The organism is Bradyrhizobium sp. CIR48 (assembly GCF_014198315.1).
Lineage (GTDB): Bacteria > Pseudomonadota > Alphaproteobacteria > Rhizobiales > Xanthobacteraceae > Bradyrhizobium.
The window spans coordinates 1-19,782 of the sequence record NZ_JACIHG010000011.1 but is presented as its reverse complement, the minus strand read 5'-3'; the positions used below and the strand labels follow the sequence as shown (position 1 = coordinate 19,782).

Below are 19,782 nucleotides of genomic sequence, written 5' to 3'. Positions count from 1 at the left end.
CGAGATAAACCACATGCGCGTTAAGGTTGGCCGCCACCGCAGAGAAATCTCTCGGCTTCAACAAGCCGGACTAGAGGTAGCTTCTACGGAAGCGCTTATAGGCAGGATGCTGGCCAGAATTGACGAACTCTGCGTTCAACGTAACGAGTTAAGGAAAGTCGTGCCAAACGCTACGAAGGGTAAGGTCGGACATCGGAAATGGTGAGACATATTCCTGTTCCTTGGCGGACTGCTCGTCGCCACTCGGAGCCGTGCGGTCGGAGAAGGACCTGGCAGGATCGTTGATCGATGAAGAATTTTCGTTTGATGATCGCGCAACCAACAGAGGTTTCGTCTGCAGTCCGGTCATTTCCGAGGCGCCAGTTTCTTTCTTGGCCTTGCCATTGACAGTTGTTTCCTAAGCCTCTTAGGAGGCACCGGCCCTTCCGATCCGTGCAAAAGCTCAAGGAGATTCAGATGAGGAAAGTGCTTGCCGCCAAATTGCACGGTATCCACGTTACGGAGGCCAATCTTCATTACCACGGTTCGATCACCCTTGACCCAGATCACTGCGAAGAAGCGGGCATCCTGCCCATGGAATTCGTGGAGATTTGGAACAAGAGCTCCGGTGCGCGGATCTCGACCTACGTAATTTTTGGCGCACGGGGTTCGCGGTGTTGCGTGCTCAACGGAGCTGCCGCGCGTACCTGCCAGGTGGGTGACGCGATTATCGTCTGCAGCTCGGCGTACGTCGTACATACGGAAATAGTCCAGCAGACGCCGAAGATCCTCACGTTCGATCGCGATAATCATAGGACCGATCGCATGACATATTCGGTCAATCGGGATGATACGGGGCGCTATTCCTTCGAGATCCTGGGTGAGGCAGGCGACGTAAAACCCATACCGCTTCGAGCCCCGGAATCCAACTGAGGCAGTCTGACGGCACAGGATGAAGAATGAGCCACACCTCCGAGTCGACGGTCGAGCGAATCACGCTTCCGATGCTGCAACGTTGGAAGGAGGACGGGCGGCGCCTCGTGATGACGACCGCCTACGATGCAGTTACTGCCCGCATTGCGGACCCGATCGTGGATATGATCCTTGTCGGAGACAGCGTCGGTAACGTTTGCCTCGGCTTTGATAATACGCTTCCAGTCAGCATGGCGATGATGAATCACCATCTCGATGCAGTCGCGCGCGCCAAACCGCGAGCTTTGCTCGTGGCCGATATGCCATTCCTTAGCTTTCACCTCAGCCCAGGGGACACGATCCGCAACGCCGGAGGATTTTTGCAGCGTGGCGCCGACGCCGTAAAGCTAGAGGGGGGAGCCAAGCGCGTAGGAGTGATACGTAGCTTGGTCGACTGTGAGATTCCCGTGATGGGTCATCTCGGTCTGACCCCGCAGAGCGTCAATGCAATGGGTGGATTCAAGGTGCAGGGCCGGAAGGCCGATGATGCCTTGCGCCTGCTCGACGACGCTCAACGGCTGCAAGAGGCCGGCTGCTTCGCTCTGGTCCTTGAAGCCATCCCGGCCGAGCTCGCTGCCCGAGCAACTGAATCCCTGACGATACCCACCATTGGGATCGGCGCGGGTCCCGATTGTTCAGGTCAGGTGTTGGTTTTCCACGATGTCTTGGGCTTGATTGAAGGCCATCGCCCTAAATTCGTTCGCACCTATGCCGATGGCTTCCAACTGTTGCAGGAGGCGCTGTCGCGTTGGGCTGTCGATGTGCGTAACCGTACATTCCCGGCACCGCAAGAGTCTTATCGGCTTCCCCAAGGCATAGGTGAAACGATCGCAAACTGGGCGCCTTCCAACAGAATCCGATGTGAGGCGTAAAGATGCAGACAATCACGACGGTCGCCGAGCTTCGCCGGGCTCTCGCCGAGGCACGTAGAGCCGACAAGCGCGTCGGATTTGTACCGACAATGGGCTACCTGCACGACGGCCACTTGTCGCTTATCGAGGCCAGCCGGGCGCAATGCGACGTCACCGTGGTTAGCATCTTCGTTAATCCGACCCAGTTTGGGCCAAACGAGGATCTCAGCACGTATCCGCGCGACTTCCAGCGCGATGAAAAACTATGCGGCGATGCCGGAGTTGCGATTGTGTTCGCTCCGGGTGTGGAGGACATCTATCCGGCTCAATTCGAGACCTTCGTCGAGCCAGGCGAGCTCGGAAAATCACTTTGCGGCGCTTTCAGGCCCGGACATTTTCGCGGCGTCGCGACGGTCGTATCCAAACTGTTCAACATGGTGCAGCCCGACGTCGCGTTCTTCGGGCAGAAGGATTTTCAGCAGTGTGCAGTCGTGCGTCGCATGGCCATCGATCTCAACCTTCCGATCGAGATCGTTATCGTGCCGACCGTTCGGGAAGCGGACCGTCTCGCAATGAGCAGCCGCAACCGGTACCTCAGCGAGAAAGACCGAGGGCAGGCCCTTGCCATCAGTCGTGGACTGTTCGCCGCAGCGGAGGAGTTCCGCTTGGGAGAGCGGAACGTGGACAGGCTGATCGCAGTAGCCAAGAAGCATTTGGAAGCGGTCGATCGGCTGCAGTACCTTGAGCTCGTCGACGGCGATACGCTCATGCCCGCTGTAAGTCCGCTGCGCCACCCCGCGGCACTATGCGTGGCCGCCTACGTCGGTTCGACGAGGCTGATCGACAACGTGATACTTCAGCCAACTCCGTAGTGCGACTGAAGCGAAAGAATCGTCTTGATTGAAGCTGTCCGGCGCGAGGCGCCTTCCGCAGACCGTTCTCACCTTCGGGGCGCGACTGAGGGGATCATCTTCGAAGAAGTGCAGTTTCGGCGTGCGGACCGCCAGGTTCTAGCCATTCCCGAGCTTTACCTAGCTGAGCGCCGGACCGGCCTGATTGGTGACAATGGTTCAGGCAAGAGCACGATGTTGCGGCTGATGAACGGGTTGCTCTTGCCGACTCGCGGGCGCGTCGAGGTGGCGGGCCTCGATACAGTGCGCCATCGCAAAGACCTTCCGGCGCAGGTCGGCTTTCTGTTTCAGAATCCCGACCACCAGCTCATCTTTCCTACTGTGGTCGAGGAGGTCGCCTTTGGACCTGCGGAGCGGGGAATGTCAGCGCCAAAGGCGCGCCAACAGGCGATGGCACTGCTCGAGCGGCAGGGCTGCGCTCAATGGGCGGACCGCAACGTCAACGAGCTGTCCGGCGGCCAGAAGCAGCTTGTCTGCATCCTGGCGCTCCTCGCAACGGAGCCATCGATCCTCTTGATGGATGAGCCTTTCGCCAGTCTCGACTTGCCGACACGATTACGGATGCATCGCAGGATAACGACGCTTCCGCAGCGGGTCGTGATGGCGTCTCATGATTTCGAACTGCTCGCGGAGTTCGACCGCATCATCTGGCTGGATGCGGGCCACGTCCGCCTCGATGGCCGACCCGCAGAAGTGCTGCCTGCCTACCGGGCCCATGCAGCGGTCGTAGCGGCAGAGGACGCCCTGGCGTCATGATAACCGACGGCCTTGCGCCACAGACGTGGTTGCACCGGGTACCGGCCGGCGCCAAGCTTGCCGGCCTTGCCCTCCTCAGTGTGCTACTGCTGCCGGTGGGCGACTGGCGAATTCTGGCGGGCGTGTTGGCCCTGATTGCCATGGTCTATGCCGGCTCCGGCCGCGTCGGCATGGCACGCCTCAGCTTGCTGCGGCCATTGCTGCCGCTGCTTGTGGTCGTCGGCGGCGTGCAGACTGCATCGGGCGATTGGAATGCCGGCGCCGTCGTCACCATGCGGCTTCTGGCGATGCTTCTGCTCGCCGATCTCGTCAGCATGACCACCACGATGAGCGCGCTGGTGGAGGTGCTGACGCCGGTGCTCCGCCTGCTACGCCCGCTTGGCGTCAATCCGCGCAAGATGGCGCTTGCCGTGGCACTTGTTTTGCGTTTCGTGCCCGTCCTGATGACGCGATGGCGCGCGCGCGAGGAGGCCTGGAAGGCACGCACGCACCGACGCATTCCGCTGCGATTGGTGGCCGCTTTCGTCGCCGACATTCTCCAGCTTGCGGACCGCGTCGCGGAAGCGCTCGATGCGCGCGGTTTCGACCGCTCCGCCGCCAATCATCACTCACCCCCGTTGTAGGAGAAGATCTCGTGGCGTCCCGCGCTTTCGTTCGTATCGCCCTGCTTGCCGCCATCATCGCAGCGCTCGGCATGGTGCCCGGCATCGTCTTGCCGATCGCCATGGGTGTGCCGATCACGGCCCAGACGCTCGGCGTCATGCTGGCCGGGATCGTCCTCGGCCCCCGCCATGGTGCGCTTGCGGTGTTGCTGTTCCTGTTCGTGGTGCTGCTCGGAGCGCCGCTGCTGTCGGGTGGACGCGGCGGTCTCGGCGTGCTTTTCGGACCGTCGGTTGGCTTCCTGCTGGGCTGGGTTCCCGCCGCCTTCGTGTCGGGTCTTGTGATGGCGCGGCTGAGGACCTTGCCGGTATTCGCGGCGGCGCTCGTTGCCGCGATCACGGGCGGCATCGTGGTGGGGTATGTCTGCGGCATTCTCGGCCTGATGGCGATGGCAAGGATGAGCTTGCCGCAGGCCTTGACTGCAATCGCGGTGTTCGTGCCGGGCGATCTCTTGAAGGCGCTGGCCACCGCGTTTGTCGCGGGGGCGTCGCATCGGAGCTATCCGGCCGCAATCGTCAGCCGTTCATGACCACGGCCGCCACCATCACTGCAACGCTGTCGCGCCATGCGTGCGAAACGCCGGACCGGCCGGCCGTCATTTGCGACAATCATGCAGTGAGTTGGAAAGATCTCAATCAGGCCGTCAATCGTCTAGCCGGACATCTGGCGAAGGTGGTGCCGGCCGGCCGCGGCGTCGCCTTGCACCTGCCGAACGGGCCGGCGCTCGTGCTGCTGTTTCTCGCTGCCTGCCGCGCAGGTAGGGAAGCTCAAATTCTCGATCCCTCCTGGCCGACAGAGACGGCGCGGCTTGCGATCACGGCGCTGGTGCCGGGGATCGTCGTGAGTGGCGATGCAACATTGGCCGGGGACACCGAGGTGCTGGCGGTTGTCGATCCTCACGGCTCGTTCGAGTCCGTCGCGGACGCCATTGGCGCCGGCCCGTCGACCGCAGCGATGGCCGAGCCCGATCCGCTGACTCCGTTCTATATCGGCTTCACCTCGGGATCGACCGGAATGCCGAAAGGATATCGCCGCCACCATCAATCGTGGATCGAGAGCTTTCGGGCCGGGGACCGCGAGTTCGATATCGGCGCCGGCGACATCGTCCTCGCACCGGGGGCGCTGACGCATTCCCTATTCCTCTACGGCCTTGCGCATGGGCTCTATGTCGGGGCAACCGTCATTCTGTGCCGCCAGTTCCGGCCGAATCTCGTCAACCGCCTGATCGCGGTCCATCAGGTCAGCGTGATTTACGGCGTGCCGACCCAGCTCGAAATGATGATCGAGGCCGCCACGCGCGATGGCCTGCCGCCGTTCCCAAAGGTGCGGTGGATGTTGTCGTCAGGTGCCAAATGGCAAGGTCGCGCGTTGGCCGAACTGCGGCTGCAATTTCCCGCGGCGCGCTTTTCCGAGTTCTACGGCGCGTCTGAACTGAGCTTCGTTACCGTGGCGAAGGACGACGAGGACGTCCCGTCGGACTCCGTCGGGCGTTCGTTCGCAGCCGTCAGTCTCACCATCCGCGATCAACTCGGGCGCTGCCTTCCGCCCGGAGAGACCGGTCTAGTGTTCGTGGCAAGTCCGTTCCTCTTCATGGAGTATGCCTGCGGAAGCGAAACAGTGCTGCCACGATACGGCGACGCGGTGTCGGTCGGCGACATCGGCATGCTCGACGCGCGCGGCTTCCTGCGGCTCGCCGGCCGTGCCAGCCGCATGATCATCACAGCTGGCAAGAATGTGCATCCGGAGGAGATCGAGCGTGTGCTCGAGGGCCATCCCGCCGTGGCCGCGGCTGGGGTTCTTGGCGCCGTCGACGAACGTCGGGGCGAGCGGCTGGTGGCTTTGCTGAGGCTGGGTCCGAAAGGGCGCATAGCGTCTTCCGATCTGATCAGCCATGCCCGCCTGAGCCTGCCGCTCTACAAGATCCCGCGCCGTTTTGCCGTGCCATCGCACTGGCCGCTGACCTCGTCCGGCAAGACCGATTTCCATGCGCTGCGCCGGCTCTGGGAAGCCGGCGACTGCGAGGTGCTGCGATGAGCGCCGCATATCTCGTCGCTGCACGCCGGACGGCGGTCGCCCCTCGGGGCGGCGCGTTTAAGGCAGTGGAGGTCGATGAACTCGGAGCGGCGCCCATTCGGGCCGTGCTGGCCGACACCGGCATCGCGCCGGAGGCGATCGACGACGTCATCTTCGGCAACGCATTGTACGGCGGCGGAAACCCGGCACGGCTCGCCGCGCTGCGGGCAGGTCTTCCGGATCACGTCCCGGCCCTGACCATCGATAGCCAATGCTGCGGCGGCCTTGACGCGATCATGTTTGCCGCCGAGCGTATCGGGAGCGGACGAGCAGACGCCGTCATAGCCGGTGGTGTTGAGAGCTTCAGCCGTGCGCCGTTGCGCGCGCGGCGGCCGCGCCATGCCGACGAGGCGCCGCAGTCCTACGATCGTCCTCCGTTCGCGCCATGGCCGGAGCGGGACCCTGACATGATTGCCGCTGCCGCGACGCTGGCCGAAAGGTTCGGCATTTCGCGCGCACGACAGGATGAATATGCGATCGGAAGCCATCGCAAGGCGCTGCAAAATCCGCCCGGCGCGGCGGAGATCGTGCCGCTCGCCGACCTGTCGCACGATGCCTTTCCCCGCGCCCTGGCGGGGACCACCTGTGCACGCCTTGCGCCGCTCGCGGGCGACGCTGCGTTCGGCGTGACGCGTGCGACGGTGGCGGTCGAAGCCGATGCTGCAGCAGCCCTGCTCGTCGTGTCCGAGGCAATGGCCCGGCGGCTCAACGCGAGGCGGCCTTTGCGGATCGTGTCGGCGACCCGTCGCGGCGGCGACCCCGCGATGCCCGGCACAGCACCGATTGCGGCGGCTGAGAGCCTCCTTGCGGCGGAGCGGGTCGCGCCGGCGCGGATTGCGGTGGCCGAGGTCATGGAGGCCTTTGCTGCCCAGGCGATTGCTTGCGTCGACGGCATTGGGGTGCCGGAGTCTTCGCTCAATCGTGGCGGCGGCGGACTCGCGAGAGGACACCCGATCGGTGCATCGGGCGCGATTCTGGCCGTGCGCCTTTGGCACGAAATGCAGTCGGAATCATCCGGTGCGATAGGGCTGGCGGCGATCGCGGCAGCGGGCGGGCTCGGCAGCGCACTGCTTGTGATGGTCTGAAGAAGGGATGCCGCGATGATTGAAATGCCGCCAGGTTCCGAACCGCTGCCACAGGCGGAGGCGCTTCGCGTCGAGCGGGCGATTGATCTTGCAGCCTTCGTGGGGACCGAACTCGCTCCCGGCCGCTGGCGATCGGTAACGCAGGATGAGGTCGACCAGTTCGTCGCGCTGACGGGTGATCGAAACTGGGTTCACACCGATGTGGAGCGGGCCAGGCGCGAACTGGACGGAGCGACGATCGTGCCGGGCCAATTGCTCCTGGCGCTCGTTCCTGCTTTTCTGCAGGAGGCCTATGTGGTCATCGGTGCCACGCAAAGCCGAGCGGCTGCTCTCCGCTCAGTTCGGTTTCGTTTCCCGGTGCGTCCGGGCGATATGTTTCGGCTGCGGGCGCGATTGACCCTCGTGGAGCAGCGATCGCACTTTGTGCAGGTGGACGCAGCGTGCGACCTCGAACTGAACTCGGGACAACGCGCGCTGACGTCACGGCGCACGGACGTCTTTTTCGACTGAACCGCGATCTCGGCCTGGGCTTCGAGCAGATGCTAGCCTGGCACAGGACGGGATGAATTGCCTTGCTGAGCCCGTCATCGGGCGCGCGCTTGCGCGCCCCCGTTGACCCACAGTGCGCCGTGCCCGAGCTGAAGACCGCACTGAAGAGGCCGGGCCGCGAAATCATCGTCGGCGGCGTCGCCGCAGGATCAGGTACACACCCGACCGCTGAGCCGCCCAGTAGAATCGAACATCCAAGGGCCGTTGTCGGAGAGTACGCCCACCACATCGCTAGGCTGCAAGCCCGCCGTCGAAAAGCCACTTTGCAACGCGTGGTGAACGATCCTCTAGCTAGGCTTAACTCACGACCTCGCCGGGTAGCCGTCATGATGAAGATTGGGCGGTCGAAGCGCTTGGGTCTCCAGATACACAAATCCTCATTGGACGCTCTCTTTCCGAGGAAGGTGCGGAGTTGGATTTCGAACTGAATGGCTGGCGAGGTTTGTGATTATCGAGCTGATCGCCCGATCTCGGTCCCACCCGCGACGGGGCTTCACTGCAATGCGCCGGTAAGGACAGGCCGCCCCTGTTTTGGCCTCTCCATTCTTTGATTTGCTTGAACTTCGAGCTTGAACGGGAATTGATATTGATGTCACGTTACTGATCGCAAGCTGGTGGTCAAGGGACCATGATGCTACGGATGGCACATGTTGGAGACCGATGATTCTGTTTTGGAGCCCCTAGCCCCTGCCACGGCAAAGGGGGCGGCAATGCGTCAGCGCCTCCTCAACGCCTCGGCGCGTGTATTCGCGCGCAAAGGATATGAGGCCACTCGGGTCGAGGACATCGTCAAGATCGCTCGAACATCCTACGGCAACTTTTACCGCCACTTTCGGAACAAGGACGAGATTCTGCTGGCGGTATTGCAGCCTTTGGTCGACGAGATCTACGTCGCGAGTAAGCGAAGGATTGGTCGCTCACTGAAGGCAAGCGAAGCAGAGTTCATTGAGAATACTATCGCGTACCTCAAGATCTATGCCCGACACCGCAAGCTATTGCGCGTCATGCGCGAAGCAGCAGCGCGCGGTGAGAAAGCCACATTTCTATCTCTCTATGTCAAGGAGCGCAGCCGCTTCGTAAGACGCACGACGACTTGGCTGACTCGGCTTCAGGGACTGGGCGAACTGAGCCGTGAACTGGATCCCGAAATGGCTGCTGAAGTGCTCGGCGCCACGATGGAGCAGGTTGCTTATATGAAATTTGATCTCGCCTCGGGAGATCCGAGCGACGCGGAAATTGAGCACATTGGGTCGCATTGCGCGAAGGTCTGGTACCGAGGCGTATTTGGCGCGGTCAAAGAAGATCCCGTCGCTCCGAACTAACGTCACGGCGTCTTAGCCCTATAGCCCTATTCAGGAGACGCGGTCCGCCACCGATACGACCGCGTGCTGCGGCAAACAAGCATCCCACTTGGTCATAAGAGTCGTAACCGCGAATTGCGGTCGAGCGCTCGTCATCAAAGAAGCCCGCGGATTGGTTTGGCACACTCCAGCGAAGCCCGGTTGACGAGGCTTCCAATCAGTAATATGACGTCAATGTCACTTTTAAAAACCACTGCAGAAGTGCAGCAGTTCGACATGGGAGGAGCCGATCAAATCGGCATAAAGGTCAATGAAAACAATTGCTTTATTGCCTTTCCGACCTGTCCTGAGCGCGATCGCTCGGGTCCGCCCTGTTATCGCTTCTGTCGAATGTCAAACGGCGGGCGCGTTGTGATTCTGAATGAAACGCAACTCGCTATCCGCGACGAGGTGCGCAAGTTTGCTCAGGAGCGAATTGCTCCTCACGCGCGCGAATACGAAGAAGCCAAGGCGTATCCGTCGCAGCTCTTTCAAGAGCTTGCGAGTCTTGGGCTGATGGGGATGACGGCTCCCGAAGCAGTCGGCGGATCCGGCGCGGACTACGTATCCTATGCACTTTCGCTCATTGAAATCGCCGCGGCGGACGGCGCTCTCTCTACGATTCTGAGCATCCAAAACAGTCTGGTCGTATCTGGTCTGTTGAAGGACGGTACGCCGGAGCAGCAAGCGGAATTTCTGCCCTCGCTCGTCGCCGGGCAAATGATCGGCGCGTTCGCGCTAACAGAGGCGGAGGCGGGCTCGGATGCCTCGGCGTTGAGGACGCGTGCCATCCGCGCAGATGGTGGATACAAGCTAAACGGAGCGAAGCAGTTCATTTCGTCGGGGCGGACTGCCGGGCTCGCGATCGTGTTTGCCGTAACCGATCCCGCTGCGCGCAAGCGCGGCATCTCGGCCTTTCTGGTCCGCACCGACCGCACTGGGTACTGCGTCGAGAGAATTGAAGACAAGATGGGGCAGGCGGCATCGGACACTTGCGCCCTTCGGTTCGATGACGTCTTCGTCGAAGAGGGAATGCGGCTCGGTCCGGAAGGTGCCGGCTATTCCATCGCGCTCTCCAACCTCGAGGCCGGCCGCATCGGTATTGCGGCTCAATGTGTGGGGATGGCACGCGCCGCTCTCGATGCAGCGGTGAAGTACGCCGGTGAGCGCAAGAGTTTCGGAGCGCCGATCATCTCGCATCAAGCCGTCGGGTTTCGCCTTGCGGATCTCGCCGCAAGGCTGGAGGCCGCTCATCAGCTCGTGCTGCATGCGGCCGCGATGAAGGACGCCGCTATTCCATGCCTCAAGGAAGCGTCCATGGCCAAGCTCGTCGCTTCCGAAACGGCCGAGGCCGTCGTTTCCGGCGCGCTGCAGACATTCGGCGGCTACGGCTATCTGGAAGATTTTGCCGTCGCCAAGATCTATCGCGATGTGCGCGTCTGCCAGATCTACGAAGGCACATCGGACATCCAGCGGATGGTTATCGCCCGCGACCTCGCGAGAGGCGCGGCAGCGCGCAACTAGCAACGAAGTGCCCCGAGGAACCTCCATGTCAGATCCAGTCGTCATCGCGAGCTACGCAAGAACGCCCATCGGCTCGTTTCAGGGGGCGCTCGCTCGTTTCAAGGCGACCGAGCTTGGAGCCGCGGCCGTGAAAGCGGCGGTCGAGCGGGCTGGCGTCGCGACGGAAAACGTCGGTCAAGTCATCATGGGCTGCGTATTGCCGGCGGCTCTCGGTCAGGCTCCCGCTCGCCAAGCCGCAATCGGGGCGGGGTTGTCGCTTAGCGCTCAGGCCACAACGGTCAACAAAATGTGCGGCTCGGGCATGCAGGCCGCAATCCTGGCTCACGATGCGATTGCGGTGGGCTCCGCTGATGTTGTCGTCGCGGGAGGCATGGAAAGCATGACGAACGCGCCGTATGCGCTACCCAAACATCGCGGCGGCGCCCGTATCGGGCACGACCGCATCGTCGACACGATGATGATGGATGGCCTGGAGGACGCGTACACTCCCGGCAAGGCAATGGGCGCGTTTGCGGAAGATGCCGCGCGCGAATTTCAATTCAGTCGCAGTGCTCAGGATGAATATGCGCTGCGGTCCCTGGATCGGGCCAAGGCCGCCATGTCAAGCGGAGCATTCGCTGACGAGATAGTGAGTCTGCCGCCGGCAGCCAAGGCTGCATCGGTGGTTGATACCGATGAGCAGCCCGGAAAGGCCAAGCCGGAGAAGATACCTCTCCTCAAGCCGGCATTTGCTCCTGACGGCACCATTACTCCGGCCAACGCGTCATCGATTTCCGATGGGGCTGCTGCCCTGGTCATGACCCGGCGCAGCATCGCCGAGAAATTGGGACTGCCGGTTGCCGCGACGATCCGCGCGCACGCTGCTCACGCCCATGCGCCGGCTCTGTTCACGACGGCTCCCGTCCCTGCGATCCAGAAGGTCCTCGCCAAGGCCCAGTGGTCTTCCTCGGACGTCGATCTTTACGAGATCAATGAGGCCTTTGCCGTGGTGGCGATGATCGCAGCGCGGGAGCTCAATATTCCGGCCGAGAAGCTCAACGTCAACGGCGGTGCGACCGCCCTCGGCCACCCCATCGGCGCCAGCGGTGCGCGGATCATCGTTACCTTGCTCGCTGCACTCAAAGCGCGCGGCCTCAGACGGGGCGTCGCCAGTCTCTGCATTGGCGGCGGCGAAGCGACGGCGATGGCCATCGAAATCTGAAATCGGAAAACGCAAGGAAGCACCATGCAAATCAAAGGAACAGCCGCGATTGTGACGGGCGGCGCGTCAGGCCTTGGCGGCGCGACAGCGGAGGGACTGGCCGCTGCCGGCGCCAAGGTCACCATTCTGGACCTCAACGCCGAGCTGGGCGAGGCGCACGCCAAGGCCATTGGCGGGCACTTCGTCAAGGTGGACGTTACTGACGAGGACGGTGTCGAGCAGGCGCTCGAGTCAGCCGAGCGCGCTGCCGGCAAGGCGCGCATCCTGGTCAACTGCGCAGGCCTCGGCCCACCCGGTAAAGCGATCGGTCGAGACGGCAAGGCCCTGCCGCTGCGAGATTTCGCCAGGACCATCAACATCAATCTCATCGGCAGCTTCAACGTGCTGTCGAAGTTTGCCGCCCGCCTTCACACGGCCGAGACTGCCAGTGAGGAGCGGGGCGTCATCATCAACACCGCGAGCGTTGCCGCATTCGATGGTCAAATCGGCCAAGCTGCCTATTCCGCATCGAAGGGCGGAATCGTCGGCATGACCCTGCCGCTCGCCCGCGAGTTCGCGCGCTACGGCATTCGCGTAATGACGATCGCACCGGGCATCTTTCTTACTCCACTGCTGATGTCGCTTCCGGAAGAGGCGCAGAAGTCGCTGGGCAAGCAGGTCCCATTTCCCAGCCGGCTCGGGCAGCCGTCCGAATTCGCTCAGATGGTCGAGTCCATCGTCGCGAATCCAATGCTCAACGGTGAAACAATCCGACTCGACGGCGCGATCCGGATGGCACCGAAATGAGCGGGGTCGGCGCGGAGCGTACTCAAGAGATCGCGGATCGCGTTGAGCGTTTCGTTCGGGATGTCGTGGTCCCGTTCGAGCGCGACCTCCGGCGAGATCATCATGACTGTCCAAAGGATGAATTGGTCACGGAGCTGCGCGAACTCGCGCGGGCTGCGGGGGTATTGACGCCGCACATCCTGGCCGACGGTTCACACCTCTCGCAAGGTGAAACCGCAATCGTCCTGGTCAAGACGGGTCTATCGCCGCTCGGCCCGCTCGCATGCAACACGGCGGCTCCCGACGAAGGCAATATGTACCTTCTTGGTAAAATCGGCTCGCCTGAGATCAAGGAGCGCTTTCTAAAGCCGCTCGTCGAGGGCCGCGCGCGGTCGGCCTTCTTCATGACCGAGCCGGCGGAAGAAGGCGGAGCGGGATCCGACCCATCGATGATGATGACGACCTGTCGTCCTGATGGCAACCAGTGGGTTGTGAATGGACGCAAGGCCTTCATCACCGGGGCCCGCGGAGCCAAGGTCGGCATCGTGATGGCAAAGGCCGAGGAGGGCGCCTGCATGTTCCTCGTCCATCTGCCCGATCCAGCGATCACTATCGATCATGTGCCAAATACGATCGACAGTTCGATGCCAGGCGGACACGCTGTTGTGACCATCCGCAATCTGCGCATCCCAGCCGACCAGATGCTCGGACACGTGGGTGAGGGCTTCAAGTACGCGCAGATCCGGCTTGCGCCGGCCCGGCTGTCGCATTGCATGCGCTGGCTCGGCGCCTGCATTCGTGCCAACGAGATCGCGACCAGGTACGCGAACCGTAGACAGGCTTTCGGCAAGACGCTCATCGATCACGAGGGCGTTGGCTTCATGCTTGCTGACAACCTCATCGACCTCAAACAAGCTGAGTTGATGATCTCTTGGTGTGCGAGCGTCCTGGACACCGGATCGCTCGGAACAAACGAGAGCTCCATGGCCAAAGTCGCGGTGAGCGAGGCGCTCATGCGGGTCGCCGATCGTTGCGTCCAGGTCATGGGCGGAACGGGTGTCACCAACGAAACCATCGTCGAGCAGGTCTTCCGCGAGATTCGTGCGTTCCGCATCTATGACGGTCCTACCGAGGTGCACAAATGGTCGCTCGCGAAGAAGATCAAGCGCGATTGGCAGAAGGCAAACTCGTGAGCGCTCTCGACGAAGCTGCAAACTCCGGATTGGCAGAGCCCTCTGACGCCCATCGTCTCGATAAAGATACCTTGGCGCGCTGGATGACGGCCAATGTCGAGGGCTTTCGAGGGCCGCTCAACGTGTCGAAATTCAAGGGAGGCCAGTCAAACCCGACCTACTGCCTTCAGTCAGCAGACGAGGTCTACGTGCTTCGGCGGAAACCGCCAGGTCCATTGGTATCTGGAGCACACGCCGTCGATCGCGAGGCGCGCGTGCAGCGCGCGCTATCGCAAGCTGGGTTTCCCGTCGCGCGCATTTATGGGTATTGCGCCGACACGTCAGTTATCGGCAGCGAATTCTATGTGATGCAGCTTATCGAAGGCCGCATTTTCTGGGATGCAACCTTCCCGGACGTGAGCCGTGAACAGCGTCCTTCCTACTTCGACGCCATGTGCGACGTTATCGCGCAACTGCACTCCATCGATCCCACTTCGATCGGGTTGGGCGACTATGGAAAGCCGGGCAGCTATTTCGCGCGGCAGATCAGTCGCTGGTCCCGCCAGTATCAGGAAGACCCGGAGGCCGGGCGCGACGCGAACATGGACCGCCTCGTCAAAGAGCTGCCGGCGCGAATTCCCCAGGGTGAGGAGGTTGCGATCGTCCATGGGGACTTTCGCTGCGACAATCTCATCTTTCATCCCCGGGAGCCTCGAATCATTGCCGTGCTCGATTGGGAGCTTTCGACGCTCGGGCATCCACTTGCTGACTTCGCCTACCACGCGATGATGTATCGCATGCCTCCACACATTGTTGCCGGTCTGGCGGGTACAGATCTGACGGCGCTGAATATCCCGGGAGAAGCAGATTACATCGACAGGTATTGTCGAGCGACCGGCCGCGACGCAATTGACGACTGGCACTTCTACGTCGCGTTCAACTTCTTCCGCCTTGCGGCGATCATGCATGGCATCGCCGGGCGAGCATTGCGCGGTACGGCTTCGTCGGTACAGGCGATGGAACGCGGCAAGACCTTCCCGGAGCTGGCGACTCTGGCTGTCCGTGCGCTGGAAAACCTCCCATGACTGCTCCAATCGAGTTATCCTGCGCCGACAAGATCGCGACGCTGACCCTGGCGCGCCCTGACCAAGGCAACACAATCGATCCGGCCATGGCTCGCGCCCTCTTGCAGGCCGCCGAACGCTGCAATGACGATGATGATATTCGATGCGTCGTGCTGACTGGGCGCGGCAAGCTCTTTTGCGGAGGCGGGGATGTTAGCGCTTTTGCCGCAGCGGGTGCCGACGTCTCGGCCTTCCTCGAGGATCTGGCGAAGACGCTGCATGCGGCCGTGATACGCCTTATGCAGATGAAAAAGCCGCTGATCACGCTCGTGAACGGCCCGGCCGCCGGAGCCGGCATGAGTCTGGCAATGATCGGCGATTTCGCGTTGGCAGCCCGCTCAGCTCATTTTGCGCCAGCTTACACAGCCCTGGGCCTGAGCCCGGACGGTGGAATGAGCTGGCTGCTGCCGCGGGTGGTTGGCCTCAGGCGGGCTCAGGAGATCATCCTGTCAAACCGTCGCGTGCAGAGCGATGAGGCCGAGCGAATTGGCCTTATCACGCGCATCGTTGATGGTGAGCAACTGCTTGCCGCTGGCCGCGAGATCGCGACGAAACTCGTTGCCGAGCCCGTGGCAGCGCTAGGGGCTGCTCGGCATCTCCTCCTCGAAAGCTACGATAGCTCGTTGGAGACCCAGCTTGACCGGGAGATGCGGAGCATCGCCGCGCTCGGCAACTCCGAAGAAGCGCGTCGTCGTGTGGCGGCGTTCGTCGCCCACCGAAACTCAAAGGGATGAAAAGGAACAGGCCATGGCAGAAGCATATATCGTCGAAGCAGTGCGGACGGCGGGTGGTAGGCGCAACGGCAAGCTTGCTGGTTGGCATCCCGCCAATATGGCGGCAGAGACCCTTAATGCAGTCGTGGACCGCTCTGGGATTGATCCTGCCGTTGTCGAGGACGTGATCCTGGGTTGCGTGACGCAGGCCGGTGAGCAGGCGTTCGCCTTCGCGCGGAATGCGGTGCTCGCCTCCAACCTCCCCGGATCCGTTCCGGCCGTGACGATCGACCGCCAATGTGGAAGCTCCCAGCAGGCGGTGCAGTTTGCCGCACAAGCGGTGATGTCGGGCACGCAAGACGTCGTCATAGCTGCCGGCGCGGAAAGCATGACCCGCGTGCCGATGTTCTCGAACGTTTCGTTGCACCAAAAGGAAGGTATTGGCACCGGCCCTGTCAGCGACCGCATTCAGAAGCGGTTCGGTGTGGAATCCTTCAGCCAGTTCGAGGGCGCCGAAATGATTGCACAGAAGTACGGGTTTGATCGGCTGACCTTGGACCGCTTCGCGCTCGAAAGCCATCGGCGTGCCGCAGAGGCCACGAAATCCGGAGCGTTCAAGAACGAGATCGTTCCGCTCAAGATCGACAGCGGCGAGCATACCGTGGACGAGGGAGTTCGGTTCGACGCGTCGCTGGAGTCGATCGGCTCGGTGAAGCTCTTGAAGGACGGTGGCGTGGTGAGTGCCGCTAACGCCAGCCAAATCTGCGATGGTGCATCCGCGGCGCTGGTCGTGAGTGAGAAGGCTCTCAAAGAACACAATCTGAAGCCGATCGCGCGAATCGTCGGTCTTACAGTAACCGCCGGCGATCCCGTCATTATGCTTGAGGAGCCGATCAATGCGACGCGCCGCGCTCTCGCAAAAGCTGGAATGAAGATCGGTGATGTCGATCTCTACGAAGTGAACGAGGCATTCGCGCCGGTACCGCTCGCTTGGCTTCAAGCGATCGAGGCCGACCCTGCAAAGCTCAACGTCAACGGCGGCGCGATCGCACTCGGTCATCCGCTTGGCGCTTCGGGCACGAAGCTCCTTTCGACTCTGGTCCACGCTCTGAGGGCTCGGGGCAAGCGATACGGCCTTCAGACCATGTGCGAAGGCGGAGGCATCGCCAACGTAACCATCGTCGAGGCCTTGGGATGACCTTCCAAACTCGCTTCACGGAGCTCGTCGGTATCAGGCATCCCGTCATGCAAGGCGGCATGATGTGGGTGGGGCGTGCCGAGCTCGCCAGCGCGGTCTCCAACGCTGGCGGCTTGGGCGTTCTCACGGCGTTGACCCAGCCGACGCCGGACGATCTGCGGCGGGAGATCGATCGCTGCCGATCGATGACCGATAAGCCTTTCGGGGTCAATCTTACGATACTGCCCTCGGTGACGCCTCCGCCTTACGCCGAATATCGTAAGGCCATCATCGAAAGCGGGATCAGGGTGGTCGAGACGGCGGGGGCCCGGCCACAAGAGCACGTCGAGCAGTTCAAGTCTCACGGCATCATTGTCATTCACAAGTGCACTTCGGTTCGACACGCCTTATCCGCCGAGAAAATGGGAGTCGACGTCGTCTCGATCGATGGCTTTGAGTGTGCCGGCCATCCCGGAGAAGACGACGTACCTGGTCTCGTGCTGGTTCCTGCCGCCGCAGACAAGATTACGATTCCGATGCTGGCCAGTGGTGGCTTCGGCGATGGTCGTGGTCTCGCGGCTGCTTTGGCGCTTGGTGCCGACGGAATCAATATGGGGACGCGGTTCTGCGCGACCGTCGAAGCTCCGATCCACGAAACAGTGAAGCAGTTTCTTGTTCAGAACGATGAGCGCGCAACGAACCTCATTTTTCGCAAGTTCCGGAATACGGGTCGCGTCGCCAGGAATAGCGTGTCCGATAAGGTCGTTGAGATTTCGAGCGTACCTGATGCCGCCTTCGATGACGTCCGACCGTTAGTGTCCGGTGCGAGGGGACGCGTTGCGCTCGAGACAGGGGACCTCGATGCCGGGCTGATCTGGGCCGGCCAGGTCCAAGGGCTCATTCACGACGTACCCACGTGCAAGGACTTGGTCGAGCGGATCGTTGCCGATGCCAAGGTCACCATTCGTGGGCGGCTCGCTGGATTGCTGAAGCCTGAAGTCCTTCCGGTTTGAAGAGAATGCCGGCCCGCCGGCCTGTGGGGAGTGGATGTATCAAGTGAGGCAGATGAGGGATCTAGGGGCTTTGCTCTCGATTCGTGAGGTGACAGTCGCTTTCGGCGGCATCGTCGCGCTCAACGGCGTGTCCTTCGACATGCACAAGGGCCAGATCCTCGGATTGATCGGTCCCAACGGCGCCGGCAAGACCACGCTGTTCAACTGCCTTTCGCGGCTCTACCAGCCGTCGTCCGGCGACATCCTGATGGAAGGCGCCAGCATCCTGACGCGCCCGCCGCACCGGATCGCCGAGATCGGCATCGGCCGCACCTTCCAGAACGTGGCGCTGTTTCCGAACCTGTCGGTGATGGACAACGTCCGCGTCGGCACGCATGCGCGCACCTCCAGCGACATCATCAGCGACTCGCTGCGCCTCGCCTGGATCCGCCGCAGCGAGACCGACGTGAACAAGAAGGTGCACGAGATCCTCGCCTATCTCGACCTCGAGGACGTCGCCCACACCGTCGTGTCGGGCCTGCCGTTCGGCACGCAGAAGCGCGTCGAGCTGGCGCGTGCGCTCGCGGCCGATCCGAAGATCCTTCTGCTCGACGAGCCAGCCGGCGGCCTCAACCACGAGGAAGTCTACGTGCTCGGCGACCTCATTCGCCGCATCCGCGACGACCGCCACATGACCGTGCTGCTGGTTGAGCATCACATGGGCCTCGTGATGTCGATCGCCGACCACGTCGTCGCGCTCAATTTCGGCAAGAAGCTCGCGGAAGGCACGCCGGCCCAGGTGCAGGCGGACCCCGACGTCATCAAGGCCTATCTCGGGAGCAAGGACCAATGACGACATTGCTCAACGTCAAGGACCTGCGCGCCTATTACGGCCAGGTCCAGGCGCTCCATGGCCTGTCCTTCTCGCTCAACGAGGGCTCGCTGACGACGCTGCTGGGCGCCAACGGCGCCGGCAAGACCACCACGCTGCGCGCGATCTGCAACATGGTGCGCTCCACCGGCGCGATCGAGTTCGACGGCAAGCCGCTGAACAACCGCTCCACCGAGAGCATCGTGCGGTTCGGCATCGCCCATGTGCCGCAGGGCCGCGGCACCTTCACCACCATGACGGTCGAGGAGAACCTCCAGCTCGGGGCGATCACCCGCAAGGACAGCGCCGGCATCGTCTCCGACATCGAGCGCATGTACGCGCATTTCCCGGTCCTGAAGCAGCGGCACACGCAGCAGGCGGGCACGCTCTCGGGCGGCGAGCAGCAGATGCTCGCAGTCGCCCGCGCGCTGATGCTGCGGCCGAGGCTGATGCTGCTGGACGAGCCGTCCTTCGGCCTTGCGCCGCTCGTCGTGCGCGACCTGTTCGGCATCCTCGGCAAGATCAACCGCGAGGACAAGGTGTCGATCCTGGTGGTCGAGCAGAACGCCCAGCTCGCGCTCGAGCTCGCCGACCAGGCCTATGTGATCGAGACCGGCCGCATCGTGATGTCGGGCAACGCCAAGGACATCGCGAACAACGAAGAAATCCGCAAATCCTATCTGGGTTACTGAGGGAGCCGGGACAATGGAGCTGTTCACCAACCAGGTCCTGGCCGGCATCGCCACCGGCGCGATCTACGCCTGCATGGCGCTCGCCGTGGTCATGATCTACCAGGCGATCGACCATCTCAACTTCGCGCAAGGCGAGATGGCGATGTTCTCGACCTTCATCTCCTGGCAGTTGATGCAATGGGGCGTACCCTATTGGGCCGCCTTCCTGATCACGCTGGCATTTTCCTTCGTCGCCGGCATCGCGATCGAGCGCATCCTGTTCAAGCCGCTCGCGAAGGCACCGGTGCTGACCAACGTCGCCGGCTTCATCGCACTGTACGCGATCATCAACTCCTCGGCCGGCCTGCTCTGGGACTTCACCATCAAGCAGTATCC

The 19,782-nt window shown here is 62.3% G+C and carries 21 protein-coding genes; all 21 read left to right on the top strand.

The features are described from left to right. The first annotated feature begins 456 nt into the window (after positions 1–456). Entirely contained in the window at positions 457–912 is a 456-nt protein-coding gene (gene panD / locus GGD66_RS29735) for an aspartate 1-decarboxylase (RefSeq protein WP_183259850.1), read from the top strand. Between the two features lie 26 nt (positions 913–938). Further along, positions 939–1,823, top strand: coding sequence for a 3-methyl-2-oxobutanoate hydroxymethyltransferase (gene panB / locus GGD66_RS29730; protein ID WP_183259848.1), 885 nt, complete (start codon positions 939–941; stop codon positions 1,821–1,823). A gap of 2 nt (positions 1,824–1,825) precedes the next feature. Then, positions 1,826–2,674, top strand: a complete 849-nt coding sequence (gene panC, locus GGD66_RS29725; protein WP_183259846.1) for a pantoate--beta-alanine ligase — start codon at positions 1,826–1,828, stop codon at positions 2,672–2,674. Between the two features lie 24 nt (positions 2,675–2,698). Then, positions 2,699–3,469 (top strand): energy-coupling factor ABC transporter ATP-binding protein, encoded by a 771-nt coding sequence (locus tag GGD66_RS29720; RefSeq protein ID WP_210321708.1) that lies wholly within the window; start codon positions 2,699–2,701, stop codon positions 3,467–3,469. After that, complete coding sequence (locus GGD66_RS29715; protein ID WP_183259843.1) at positions 3,466–4,092, top strand: energy-coupling factor transporter transmembrane component T; 627 nt, start codon at positions 3,466–3,468, stop codon at positions 4,090–4,092. The genes GGD66_RS29720 and GGD66_RS29715 overlap by 4 nt, the downstream gene beginning before the upstream one ends. An 11-nt stretch (positions 4,093–4,103) precedes the next feature. Further along, the gene (locus tag GGD66_RS29710) at positions 4,104–4,658 is read left to right on the top strand and encodes a biotin transporter BioY (RefSeq protein WP_312014200.1); all 555 of its coding nucleotides are present in this window, start codon (positions 4,104–4,106) and stop codon (positions 4,656–4,658) included. Further along, positions 4,655–6,163, top strand: a complete 1,509-nt coding sequence (locus tag GGD66_RS29705) for an AMP-binding protein (RefSeq protein ID WP_183259841.1) — start codon at positions 4,655–4,657, stop codon at positions 6,161–6,163. Before GGD66_RS29710 ends, GGD66_RS29705 begins: the two co-directional genes overlap by 4 nt. Next, positions 6,160–7,287 (top strand): thiolase family protein, encoded by a 1,128-nt coding sequence (locus GGD66_RS29700; protein ID WP_183259839.1) that lies wholly within the window; start codon positions 6,160–6,162, stop codon positions 7,285–7,287. Before GGD66_RS29705 ends, GGD66_RS29700 begins: the two co-directional genes overlap by 4 nt. A 15-nt stretch (positions 7,288–7,302) precedes the next feature. Next, complete coding sequence (locus tag GGD66_RS29695; RefSeq protein ID WP_183259837.1) at positions 7,303–7,797, top strand: MaoC/PaaZ C-terminal domain-containing protein; 495 nt, start codon at positions 7,303–7,305, stop codon at positions 7,795–7,797. 686 nt (positions 7,798–8,483) lie between these two features. Then, complete coding sequence (locus GGD66_RS29690; protein WP_183259835.1) at positions 8,484–9,158, top strand: TetR/AcrR family transcriptional regulator; 675 nt, start codon at positions 8,484–8,486, stop codon at positions 9,156–9,158. A gap of 390 nt (positions 9,159–9,548) precedes the next feature. Continuing rightward, complete coding sequence (locus tag GGD66_RS29685; RefSeq protein ID WP_312014207.1) at positions 9,549–10,700, top strand: acyl-CoA dehydrogenase family protein; 1,152 nt, start codon at positions 9,549–9,551, stop codon at positions 10,698–10,700. 25 nt (positions 10,701–10,725) lie between these two features. Further along, on the top strand, positions 10,726–11,901 hold the full coding sequence (locus tag GGD66_RS29680) for an acetyl-CoA C-acyltransferase (RefSeq protein ID WP_183259834.1): 1,176 nt from the start codon (positions 10,726–10,728) through the stop codon (positions 11,899–11,901). A 24-nt stretch (positions 11,902–11,925) separates the two neighbouring features. Further along, complete coding sequence (locus tag GGD66_RS29675; RefSeq protein ID WP_183259832.1) at positions 11,926–12,687, top strand: SDR family NAD(P)-dependent oxidoreductase; 762 nt, start codon at positions 11,926–11,928, stop codon at positions 12,685–12,687. Continuing rightward, the gene (locus GGD66_RS29670; protein ID WP_183259830.1) at positions 12,684–13,859 is read left to right on the top strand and encodes an acyl-CoA dehydrogenase family protein; all 1,176 of its coding nucleotides are present in this window, start codon (positions 12,684–12,686) and stop codon (positions 13,857–13,859) included. Before GGD66_RS29675 ends, GGD66_RS29670 begins: the two co-directional genes overlap by 4 nt. Then, positions 13,856–14,923 (top strand): phosphotransferase, encoded by a 1,068-nt coding sequence (locus GGD66_RS29665; RefSeq protein WP_210321707.1) that lies wholly within the window; start codon positions 13,856–13,858, stop codon positions 14,921–14,923. Before GGD66_RS29670 ends, GGD66_RS29665 begins: the two co-directional genes overlap by 4 nt. After that, positions 14,920–15,696, top strand: a complete 777-nt coding sequence (locus GGD66_RS29660; protein ID WP_183259825.1) for an enoyl-CoA hydratase/isomerase family protein — start codon at positions 14,920–14,922, stop codon at positions 15,694–15,696. Before GGD66_RS29665 ends, GGD66_RS29660 begins: the two co-directional genes overlap by 4 nt. Before the next feature lie 13 nt (positions 15,697–15,709). After that, entirely contained in the window at positions 15,710–16,873 is a 1,164-nt protein-coding gene (locus tag GGD66_RS29655; RefSeq protein WP_183259823.1) for an acetyl-CoA C-acetyltransferase, read from the top strand. Further along, positions 16,870–17,865, top strand: a complete 996-nt coding sequence (locus tag GGD66_RS29650; RefSeq protein ID WP_183259821.1) for a nitronate monooxygenase family protein — start codon at positions 16,870–16,872, stop codon at positions 17,863–17,865. The genes GGD66_RS29655 and GGD66_RS29650 overlap by 4 nt, the downstream gene beginning before the upstream one ends. A gap of 34 nt (positions 17,866–17,899) precedes the next feature. After that, complete coding sequence (locus GGD66_RS29645) at positions 17,900–18,697, top strand: ABC transporter ATP-binding protein (protein ID WP_183259818.1); 798 nt, start codon at positions 17,900–17,902, stop codon at positions 18,695–18,697. Further along, entirely contained in the window at positions 18,694–19,407 is a 714-nt protein-coding gene (locus tag GGD66_RS29640) for an ABC transporter ATP-binding protein (protein ID WP_084810310.1), read from the top strand. The genes GGD66_RS29645 and GGD66_RS29640 overlap by 4 nt, the downstream gene beginning before the upstream one ends. 13 nt (positions 19,408–19,420) lie before the next feature. Next, a partial coding sequence (locus tag GGD66_RS29635; RefSeq protein ID WP_409362385.1) for an ABC transporter permease subunit occupies positions 19,421–19,782 on the top strand: 362 nt, incomplete at its 3' end.